9 protein-coding genes are annotated in these 10,092 nt (G+C 34.7%); 6 read left to right on the top strand and 3 right to left on the bottom strand.

The window, feature by feature from the left end:
- Positions 1 to 97 precede the first annotated feature (97 nt).
- Complete coding sequence (locus ACFWDE_RS28470) at positions 98 to 1,744, top strand: peptide ABC transporter substrate-binding protein (RefSeq protein ID WP_377896126.1); 1,647 nt, start codon at positions 98 to 100, stop codon at positions 1,742 to 1,744.
- 29 nt (positions 1,745 to 1,773) lie between these two features.
- Here the strand turns inward: ACFWDE_RS28470 and ACFWDE_RS28465 are convergent, their stop codons facing one another.
- The gene (locus ACFWDE_RS28465; RefSeq protein ID WP_000559981.1) at positions 1,774 to 1,977 is read right to left on the bottom strand and encodes a hypothetical protein; all 204 of its coding nucleotides are present in this window, start codon (positions 1,975 to 1,977) and stop codon (positions 1,774 to 1,776) included.
- Positions 1,978 to 2,555: 578 nt separating this feature from the next.
- Between ACFWDE_RS28465 and spx the strand changes: the two genes are divergently transcribed.
- Positions 2,556 to 2,951, top strand: coding sequence for a transcriptional regulator Spx (gene spx / locus ACFWDE_RS28460; protein ID WP_002011348.1), 396 nt, complete (start codon positions 2,556 to 2,558; stop codon positions 2,949 to 2,951).
- Between the two features lie 50 nt (positions 2,952 to 3,001).
- Here the strand turns inward: spx and ACFWDE_RS28455 are convergent, their stop codons facing one another.
- A complete protein-coding gene (locus ACFWDE_RS28455; RefSeq protein WP_193654807.1) occupies positions 3,002 to 3,676 on the bottom strand; it encodes a TerC family protein in 675 nt (224 codons plus the stop codon).
- A 436-nt stretch (positions 3,677 to 4,112) separates the two neighbouring features.
- On the opposite strand from ACFWDE_RS28455, the gene mecA reads away from it, so the two are divergent.
- The 4 genes from mecA to pepF all read left to right on the top strand — a co-directional run bounded on the left by mecA (position 4,113) and on the right by pepF (position 9,616).
- The gene (gene mecA, locus ACFWDE_RS28450; protein WP_377896125.1) at positions 4,113 to 4,796 is read left to right on the top strand and encodes an adaptor protein MecA; all 684 of its coding nucleotides are present in this window, start codon (positions 4,113 to 4,115) and stop codon (positions 4,794 to 4,796) included.
- A 72-nt stretch (positions 4,797 to 4,868) separates the two neighbouring features.
- The gene (locus ACFWDE_RS28445; RefSeq protein WP_002149818.1) at positions 4,869 to 6,413 is read left to right on the top strand and encodes a cardiolipin synthase; all 1,545 of its coding nucleotides are present in this window, start codon (positions 4,869 to 4,871) and stop codon (positions 6,411 to 6,413) included.
- A 90-nt stretch (positions 6,414 to 6,503) separates the two neighbouring features.
- On the top strand, positions 6,504 to 7,739 hold the full coding sequence (locus ACFWDE_RS28440; protein ID WP_377896127.1) for a competence protein CoiA: 1,236 nt from the start codon (positions 6,504 to 6,506) through the stop codon (positions 7,737 to 7,739).
- 50 nt (positions 7,740 to 7,789) lie between these two features.
- The gene (gene pepF, locus ACFWDE_RS28435; protein ID WP_377896124.1) at positions 7,790 to 9,616 is read left to right on the top strand and encodes an oligoendopeptidase F; all 1,827 of its coding nucleotides are present in this window, start codon (positions 7,790 to 7,792) and stop codon (positions 9,614 to 9,616) included.
- Positions 9,617 to 9,762: 146 nt separating this feature from the next.
- On the opposite strand, the gene ACFWDE_RS28430 is transcribed toward pepF, so the two are convergent.
- Entirely contained in the window at positions 9,763 to 9,936 is a 174-nt protein-coding gene (locus ACFWDE_RS28430; RefSeq protein ID WP_016094547.1) for a hypothetical protein, read from the bottom strand.
- Between the last annotated feature and the right edge of the window lie 156 nt (positions 9,937 to 10,092).

Here is a 10,092-nt window from a genome sequence, read left to right as displayed (position 1 = left end):
GAATATATTTGTGTGTATAATATGAATTGTTAGAACATATATATATTTCTTTCTGTTTGAAAATGAAAGGGCTAACATTTTTTTGGAGGGTGGAAGTATGAAAAAAAAGATACCAGTTTTTGTAGCATCAACAGTAGCAATGAGCATGATTTTAGGGGCATGTGGCTATCAAAAAGATGAACCGCAAGCGAACGCAAAAGGGGATAGCGGGAAAAGCGGTGCGAAGCAAGTTATTAACTTAATTGAAACACAAGAAATTCCAACGATGGACCCAGCGTTATCAGCTGATGCAGTTTCTTCAAAAGTAATGAACAACACGATGGAAGGTCTATACCGCCTTGGGAAAGACGATAAATTAGTTCCAGGTGTAGCGAAAGAATTCCAAAAGTCAGAAGACGGTAAAAAGTATACATTTAAATTACGTGAAGATGCAAAATGGTCAAATGGTGAACCTGTAACGGCGAAAGATTTCGTGTATGCATGGCAAAGAGCAATTAATCCAGATACAGCTGCGAAATCGGCGTACATTATGTACGATATAAAAAATGCTGAGAAAATTAATAAAAAAGAGATGAGTCCAGACCAATTAAGCGTGAAAGCGATTGATGATCATACATTAGAAGTAGAATTAGATAATTCTATTCCATATCTTGTTGATTTAATGGTCTATCCAATCTTCTATCCTGTTAATGAAAAGTATGTGAAAGAGCAAGGGACGAAGTTTGGTTTAGAAGCAAATACAACACTTTATAACGGTCCATTTACATTAAGTGATTGGCAACATGAACGTAGCTTCAAAATGACAAAGAGCTCATCATATTGGGACAATAAAGAAGTGAAGCTTGAGGAAGTAAACTTTAATATTGTAAAAGATACATCTACGCCAATTAATTTATATGAAACAAACGCAGTCGATCGAGCGACGTTATTAGCAGAGTTCATCGATAAATATAAAGGAAAACCAGATTTCAAAACGGTAGAAGATACATCTGTATTCTTCCTTCGCTTAAATCAAAAAGACCCAGCTTTAGCAAATAAAAATATTCGTAAAGCAATTTCTCTTGGTTTTGACCGTAAACCATTCGTTGATACATTATTAAATAACGGTTCTAAGCCAGCGACGGGATTAATTCCTGACAATTTTATTAAAGGACCGGATAAAAAAGATTTCCGTGTTGAAAATGGAGATATTGTAAAACCAAATGTAAAAGAAGCGAAAAAGTATTGGGAAACTGGTAAAAAAGAGCTTGGTAAAAACGAAATTGAATTAGAGCTATTAAATGAAGATGTTGAATTATCGAAGAAAACTGGTGAATATTTAAAAGGTGAATTAGAAAAGAATTTACCAGGATTAACAGTGAAAATTAAACAACAACCATTCGCGCAAAAACTAAAATTAGAAGATGCTGGCGATTATGTAATGTCATTCTCTGGATGGAGTGCAGACTTCCCGGATCCAGTTACATATCTTGATATGTTTGTAACTGATGGAGCGCAAAACAAAATGAAGTATTCTAATCCGAAGTACGATGAGATTATTATGAAAGCGAAGAAAGATGGAAGCGATGTAAATGCTCGCTGGAAAAACTTATTAGAAGCAGAAAAAATGTTACTTGATGATGCTGCGATTGTTCCAGTATATCAACGTGGTAGAGCATATTTACAAAGAGAAACAATTAAAGATATGTACAACCATAAGTATGGTGGCGAAGTAAGCTTCAAATGGGCATCAGTAGAGAAATAACAAAAAAAGCAGGTGATTACCTGCTTTTTTTAGTACGTACGTTTTTTATAAATGCCTTTTCCGCCAACTTGGTTCCAGCCAGATTGTACATCTAAACTTTTGTTAACAAACTTCATTTTTTCTTTCCCACCAAAGAGCTTTTCACCGATGCTATTTGTAATGACACCAATCAATGCTGTTATTCCGATGATGAGGGTAGCAACAATGATAAAATCAGTAAAAAAAGCGATCATATGCAAATTCCCCCTTTGCCTGTCTATATTTTTATTGTATGAGATAAATGGTAAAAAAGAAAGAAATGTCAGAAAAATATTCGATTTACTTTAGAAAGCATATAGACATGAGCGGGGAGATTTGTTAAAATTAGAACAGGTGTTCTTTTGTTTCTAACCTTTAGAGTCTTACATTTTTCAATTGTTTTGTCGGAAAAAGGTAAGAAAACGCTCTCTTTTTGATAGGGAAGATTATGAAACTGTAATTGTATAGCAATTGAAAATTATTGTAGAAAGTAAGTATCAAAAGGGTTGAAGACCGTTGTTAAAGGACAGTTTTAATGAGTGTAATCATGTTACATAGCAGTGGAGTACACGGAGAATTTTTCTCAACTAGCAGTAAATTCACTGTATATTTCTTGCAAAAACTATTGTATAATGATTATAGAAGTTACTTATTAAAAGTAATTGTTGTTGCTTACATGAATTGCGATTTTTTACTTTGCTATAAGACAAGTTATCGCGAAAAATTGCGGAAGTTAGAAATTTAAACTGTAATTAGTACAGAATTTGTACTCTTTAAGGAGAGTGAGCTTTGTATGGTAACATTATATAGTTCTCCAAGCTGTACGTCTTGTAGAAAGGCGAAATTATGGCTAGAGGAAAATCATATTCCTTATACAGAACGTAATATTTTCTCAGATCCATTAACGATTGATGAGATTAAAGAGATTTTACGTATGACAGAAAGCGGAACGGATGAGATTATTTCTACTCGTTCAAAAGTTTTCCAAGAATTGAATGTGAACTTAGAGTCTTTACCACTTCAAGATTTATATAAGATGATTCGTGACTATCCAGGTATTTTACGTCGTCCAATTATGATTGACGAAAAACGCCTTCAAGTAGGTTACAACGAAGACGAAATCCGTCGTTTCTTACCACGTACAGTAAGAACGTTCCAATTACGTGAAGCACAGCGTCTTGTAAATTAATTATAATAATATGAAAACCTTCTACCTATTATAGGGTAGAAGGTTTTTTTTTACTGTTTCACATTACGTAACCGCACTTGTTGAACGATAAAGCCTATGCATAAAATGGTGAAAATGAACAAATAAGGGATACTTGCGGTAAAACTAGGATTATGATGAAAAAACGTTGCAAGTCTGTCTTCATGTGTAATCATTTTTCCTGCTGTATAGGCGAGAACTGCTGCTCCGCAATAAATGAGAAATGGAAAGCGTTCCATGAGTATTAAAATAAGTTTGCTTCCCCAAATAATAATCGGGATAGAAATGAATAAACCGATAATTACGAGTGAAAGTCTTCCGTGTGCTGCTCCTGCAATGGCAATAACATTGTCAAACCCCATAACGAGATCCGCGAATACAATTGTACGCACAGCTTGGAATAAAGTCGTTTTTCCTTGGATAGAAGAAAGATCGTTGTTATTATCAGTGAGTAAATTGACCGCAATTAATGTGAGTAAAATTCCGCCGGTGAGTTGTAAAAATGGGATATCAAGTAAATAGACAGCTAGTATTGTGAGGAGAATTCGTAGCACAATTGCTAACATAGTACCAATCAAAATGGCTTTATTTCGTTTTGCTTCAGGTAAATTTCGGCTAGCTAGTGCGATGACAATTGCGTTATCGCCACCTAGTACAACATCGATACCGACAATCATTAGTACAGATGTTAAAAACTCTAAGTCCATTCGTCTGCCTCCATTTATGATGTTTTAATAAGCGAAATATATGTATGTGGTGAAGAAAGTTTGTCTAGTTTTGATCCCGCGCCCCCGGGGACAAAATAACCACCTATAATAGAAGTTTCACTTTATTACAGTGTACGGGGGAATATGGGAATGTATGTCCAAATTTTTTGTGAACAGTGAATTGGTATAATGGTATATTTATCCCGATTGGTGCGAGCTAATAATCAGTGGAGGATGAAAAAAATACTGATTACTGTTTCACTTTATGTAAACAGTCGAATACAGATAGGTATATAACTATTTTTGTAAAATAAATCGATTTTATTTCCATTCTGGAGAATCTTATCATAAAATGAGAGTACAAGAATCTATTGTTTTGTCATATGAGTGGGGAATCCCTTCATAACAATTCTAAGCAGGAAGGGAGAGTTGTATTTTGGATATTGAAAGAATTAATGACCATACGATGAAATTTTTTATTACGTACATTGATATAGAGGACAGAGGGTTTAACCGTGAAGAAATTTGGTATGATCGCGAACGAAGTGAAGAGCTCTTTTGGGAGATGATGGACGAAGCTCGTGATCATGATGATTTCTTTGTCGATGGACCGTTATGGATTCAAGTGCAAGCAGTCGATAAGGGGATTGAAGTACTTGTAACGAAAGCGGAGCTTTCAAAGGATGGACAAAAGCTGGAACTACCAATAGGTGTGGATAAAATTATAGACATTCCTCTAGATGAAGGCATCGAATCATTATTCCAGCAAGAATTAGTCGAAGAGGTAGAAGAACAAGTAGGAACAAACTTTAATGAAGATGGTACGTTTGGCTTTTTAATTAAGTTTAATGATTTTGAAGATGTCATTTCATTAAGTCATCGTCTTATCTTTGAAGATATAAAAGATGAATTGCATTCATTTGAGGACCGCTATTATGTATATGTAGAATTTGATGAAGTGCTACATGAAGAAGAAGAGATTGATCGTATTTTAAGTATTGTTTTAGAATATGGAGAAGAATCTACTTTAACGATTCACCGTGTAAGTGAGTATGGGAAACAGGTTGTGAAAGAGCGTGCGCTTGAGACAATTCGCAACAATTTCCCTCCTAAAATGTAGGCCGATTTCTATAGTATGAAATCGGCTTTTTTTATGAAGAATGGGAAGGCTTTCTTATTTAGGGGGTAAGAGATGAAAAATACACTAAAACTACTTTTCTTTTTTCTACTACTGTTCGCATTATTTGTTTCATTACGCATGTTTATTGATGTAGCATTTTATTCGGATGTCATGGGGATAAAGGATGTTTCGATTTTAGGTATTATTAGTATTTTATTTACGGTTTCCGCATTTTTAATTGGATGTGTTATTTTCTTAGAAAACCGCCATCCGTCAAAAACACTTACGTGGTTAATCGTACTAGGTATTTTTCCAGTGTTCGGTTTCTTTGCTTATCTTTTATTTGGACAAAACTTTCGCAGAAAAAGAATGTTCCAAAAGAAGGCATTACTCGATGAACAGGCGTTTTTACAATATAAGGGACACGAAGATTACGAAGAACGGATTTTACGAAATCATAAGCATCAAGAATTGTTATTTCGTTTAGCAGATCGATTGGGTGCTTTAAATATTTCATTTCAAACTGAAACGAGGACATTAACAAATGGAGACGAAACGTTTCAGGCAATTTTAGATGGGTTAAATCGAGCGAAACACCACATTCATATGGAGTATTACATTGTGCGTGATGACAAGCTCGGTACAGAAATTAAAGATATTTTAATAAAAAAATCAAAAGAAGGCGTTGTCGTTCGTTTTTTATATGACGCGGTTGGAAGCTTTAAATTATCAAATTCGTATATTGAAGAATTGAATGATGCAGGAGTAGAAATGATTCCATTTTTCCCTGTGCGTTTTCCGATTTTAAACGATAAAATTAATTATCGAAACCACCGAAAAATCGTTATTATAGATGGAAATGAAGGGTTTGTAGGTGGATTAAATATTGGTGATGAGTATTTAGGGAAGGATAAATATTTCGGTTTTTGGCGAGACACGCATTTATATTTACGCGGTGAAGCAGTTCAAAGTTTACAGCTGATTTTCCTTCAAGACTGGTTTTATATGACTGGTGAGGCGGTATTGGCACCTGAATATTTACAAGCGGAAGCAGTTGAGGGTGATCATTGGGGCGGAGTCCAACTTGTTGGAGGTGGACCAGATAATAAATGGGAAACAATTAAACATTTATATTTTGCAATGATTGCTTCAGCTAGGAAATCGATTTGGATTGCAACACCATACTTTATTCCAGATGATGATATTTTATCTGCATTAAAAGTAGCTGCACTTGCTGGTATTGATGTTCGTTTGTTAATGCCAAGTAAGCCGGATAAGCGGACTGTCTTTTATGCATCAAGATCGTACTTTCCGGAGTTATTAGATGCAGGAGTAAAAATATATGAATATGAAAAAGGTTTTCTTCATAGTAAAGTCGTTATCGTGGATTCTGATCTCGCATCAATTGGAACAGCTAATATGGATATGAGGAGTTTTCATTTAAACTTTGAAGTAAATGCCTTTTTGTATGATACAGATAGCATTCGAAAGCTCGTTCAAGATTTTAAAGATGATTTAGAAGAATCCAGTGAAATTCATGTTGACCGATTTCATAAGAGACGTCTTCATAGGCGGATTGTTGAATCGACGTATCGGTTATTATCACCTTTATTATAGAAAGAGATGTCCTAATTTAGGACATCTCTTTTTTTGAGAGGAATTTGTAGTAATTTGTAGAATACAAGGAGTTGAAAGGGTGTGATTGTGATGTTTATTGCAAGGAGAGAAAACGGAGAGAAAATTCATCTATTATATAACCGGGATGAAGAACGTTTACGCGAAATGCGTAAACGAGAAAAATTCTTTTGTACAGCTTGCGGAAAAGAAGTGCAAATGAAATTAGGAAAACAGAAGAGCGGGCATTTTGCTCATAAGAAAGTGGATTCATGTCTTACGTTTTATGAAGCAGAATCTATGTATCATATGCACGGTAAAGAATTGTTATATAGATGGTTAAAACGTCAAGATTTTCATGTAGATATAGAGCATTATCTGCCGGTAATCAAGCAACGACCAGATATTTACGTAGAGAGAGCGGATAGAAAAATTGCGATTGAATATCAATGTGCAAATCTCTCCGTAGAGCAGCTTTATAAGCGAACATATTCGTATTGGCAAGCTAGTATACAAGTCATCTGGATAATCGGTGGAAATCAGTTAAAAAAGCAATCCGCCTATTGGATGACATTCTCCTCCCTTATGGCGTTCTCCTTACAACCTTACCCTCAGCCATTTCTTATTTTCTTTTGTCCGAAACAAAAATCGTTTATGAAATGCACATTTATCACTCCGTTTTCTACAAATGTTTCTTTCTCACATACTATTTATTTACCAACTGATACGACTACTGTTGACATGCTCTTTTCTCCCGTTCCTTTCCGGAAAGAGGTATTAGGACAAGAATGGAAGAGAAAAAAGAACTATTTTCGGCAAAACGCTCTATCTATCTGGAATTATAATCATAAGTCACTACTCCGCCTCTTATATCAATATAAATGTACCCCAGCGAGTTTTCCTTCTGAAATCGGTGTTCCGCTCCCATCCTCATTTGCTTTTCAAACAAATCCATTTATATGGCAAGCTTCTCTTTATATGAAGTGTATAGGTATGCTTAAGGTAGGGGAGTATATTTCTCTGCAATACGTATGTAACTATGTAGCAAAGTATACGAAGAGGCGTCTACTTCCGTATTTTGCACAACATATATGGAAGGTAGCAGTTGCAGAGTATATGACATTTTTATGTTATGTAGGTGTATTAATAAAAGTAGGTATTAATAAGTATCGGAAAATAAGAGATGTTGTGTTGGCAAAAACAGAGGAAGAAATTATGAAATATGATGAAATTTGCTTAGCTCATGCACTATCTCTATTTGAGACAAAGTACAACATGAGAGATGGAAAAGGGGATATAATAAAGACTGATCGTGAAGGAATTATATAAGAAAAATCGAATTGTACTTAAGTAGAGATATTATAAGGAGGGCTTAAAGAATGGCTGAACAAAATACAGTAAAATCATTACCAAATCGTAATGAGATTGAAGAAGCAAACACATGGCGATTAGAAGATATTTTCCAAACAGATGCAGAATGGGAAAAAGAATTCAAAGCTATTAAAGAACTATTGCCAAAGTTAACTGAATTTAAAGGGAAGCTTGGCGACTCTGCAGACAATTTGCTTGAGGCATTGCAATATGAAGATGAAATTTCAATGCGATTAGGTAAGCTATATACATATGCACATATGCGTTATGATCAAGATACAACAAACTCTGTGTATCAAGCATTAAATGATCGCGCAACAAATTTATACTCACAAGTATCTAGTAGCACAGCTTATATCGTACCTGAAATTTTATCTATTTCAGAAGATACATTGCAAACATTCTTACAAGAAAATCGAGAACTAAGTGTATATGAGCATGCATTAGAAGAAATTACACGTCAACGTCCGCACGTATTATCTGAGGCAGAAGAAGCGTTATTAGCAGAAGCATCTGAAGTGATGAGTGCATCAAGTAATACATTCGGTATGTTGAATAATGCGGATTTGAAATTCCCATCTATTAAAGGTGAGGATGGAGAAGAGGTAGAAATAACACATGGTCGTTACATTCAGTTTTTAGAAAGTGATGATCGTCGTGTACGCGAAGATGCATTCAAAGCTGTATATGAAACATACGGAAAATATAAGAACACATTTGCAAGTACGTTAAGCGGGGCTGTGAAACGTAATAATTTCAATGCGCGCGTTCGTAAATACGATTCTGCACGTCAAGCTGCATTAAGTAATAATAATATTCCTGAGGCGGTGTATGATCAACTTATTGAATCGGTAAATGATAATTTACACTTACTACATCGATACATTGATATTCGTAAGCGTGCTCTAGGTCTTGATGAGCTTCATATGTACGATTTATATACACCACTTGTACCAGAAGTGAAAATGAATGTGAAGTATGAAGAAGCGCAAGAAATGTTATTGAAATCTTTAAATGTACTTGGTGATGAATATGTTGAAATTCTGAAAGAAGCATATGAAAATCGCTGGGTAGATGTATATGAGAATAAAGGAAAACGAAGTGGAGCATATTCATCTGGTGCATACGGAACAAACCCGTATATTTTAATGAACTGGCATGATAATGTAAATAATTTATTTACACTTGCTCATGAGTTTGGTCATTCAGTGCATAGTTACTATACAAGGAAGACACAACCGCACGTATATGGTGATTATTCAATCTTCGTTGCAGAAGTAGCATCAACGTGTAATGAAGCGCTTCTAAATGATTACTTATTGAAGACGACAGAAGATAAGAAAGAGCGTCTATATTTATTAAATCACTATTTAGAAGGATTCCGTGGTACTGTATTCCGTCAAACAATGTTTGCAGAGTTTGAGCATATCATTCATAAGAAAGTACAAGAAGGACATGCTGTTACGCCGGACATGTTAACGGAGATTTACTACGATTTAAATAAGAAATATTTCGGAGACGCTTTAGTAATTGATAAAGAAATCGGTTTAGAATGGTCTCGTATTCCGCACTTCTATTACAACTATTACGTATATCAATACGCAACAGGATTTAGTGCAGCGACAGCTTTGTCAAAACAAATTTTAGAAGAGGGACAACCAGCAGTAGAACGTTACATTAACGAATTTTTAAAAGCTGGAAGCTCTGATTACCCAATTGAAGTGTTGAAAAAAGCAGGAGTAGATATGGCATCACCAGAACCTGTAAAAGAAGCATTACAAGTATTTGAAGAGAAGTTAAATGAATTAGAAGCGCTATTGTTTGAAGAGAAATAATGAGAAAAGACGAGGGATTTTATCCTCGTCTTTTTTGTTTGAAACATTTGCTCAAAAGTACATCATGTCGATATTTGCCGAATAATTAAAGTGATTTTCTTTATTTTTTCTATATTATAAGGGATCTTCACGACTTATTTTTGTAGTTAAAATCCTTTAAATCGTTTTCTATAGTTGAAATAAGAGACAGCGATGACGATAACTCCGAATAAAAGAGGGAAGGCAATAATTTTAGGAAAAGCTTGTAATAGAGAGAGGATATACAAGAAAAAAGAAACCATAACACATAGAAAGATAAGAAAAATATGAGACTTTTTCATAAGGAAACCTCCTAAATTGCTTTTTTTATAGCTTATTCAAGAATGAAAACGTTTAGAATGTGACAAAAATGTGAAATTCGACAAAAGGGGTTGTCATTTGACGTCGAATCTTGTAATATAATAAGCGTGAACGAATTCACATACAAACATATACCC

This window comes from Bacillus sp. NPDC060175 (assembly GCF_042728695.1).
Classification (GTDB): Bacteria; Bacillota; Bacilli; order Bacillales; family Bacillaceae_G; genus Bacillus_A.
This window is presented reverse-complemented; position numbering and strand designations above follow the sequence as displayed.

Excerpts from the sequence above, each read along its gene's own strand:
- ACFWDE_RS28470 (WP_377896126.1), top strand. The coding sequence starts at position 98 with ATGAAAAAAAAGATACCAGTTTTTGTAGCATCAACAGTAGCAATGAGC.
- ACFWDE_RS28465 (WP_000559981.1), bottom strand. The coding sequence starts at position 1,977 with ATGATCGCTTTTTTTACTGATTTTATCATTGTTGCTACCCTCATCATC.
- spx (WP_002011348.1), top strand. The coding sequence starts at position 2,556 with ATGGTAACATTATATAGTTCTCCAAGCTGTACGTCTTGTAGAAAGGCG.
- ACFWDE_RS28455 (WP_193654807.1), bottom strand. The coding sequence starts at position 3,676 with ATGGACTTAGAGTTTTTAACATCTGTACTAATGATTGTCGGTATCGAT.
- ACFWDE_RS28445 (WP_002149818.1), top strand. The coding sequence starts at position 4,869 with ATGAAAAATACACTAAAACTACTTTTCTTTTTTCTACTACTGTTCGCA.
- ACFWDE_RS28440 (WP_377896127.1), top strand. The coding sequence starts at position 6,504 with ATGTTTATTGCAAGGAGAGAAAACGGAGAGAAAATTCATCTATTATAT.
- pepF (WP_377896124.1), top strand. The coding sequence starts at position 7,790 with ATGGCTGAACAAAATACAGTAAAATCATTACCAAATCGTAATGAGATT.
- ACFWDE_RS28430 (WP_016094547.1), bottom strand. The coding sequence starts at position 9,936 with ATGAAAAAGTCTCATATTTTTCTTATCTTTCTATGTGTTATGGTTTCT.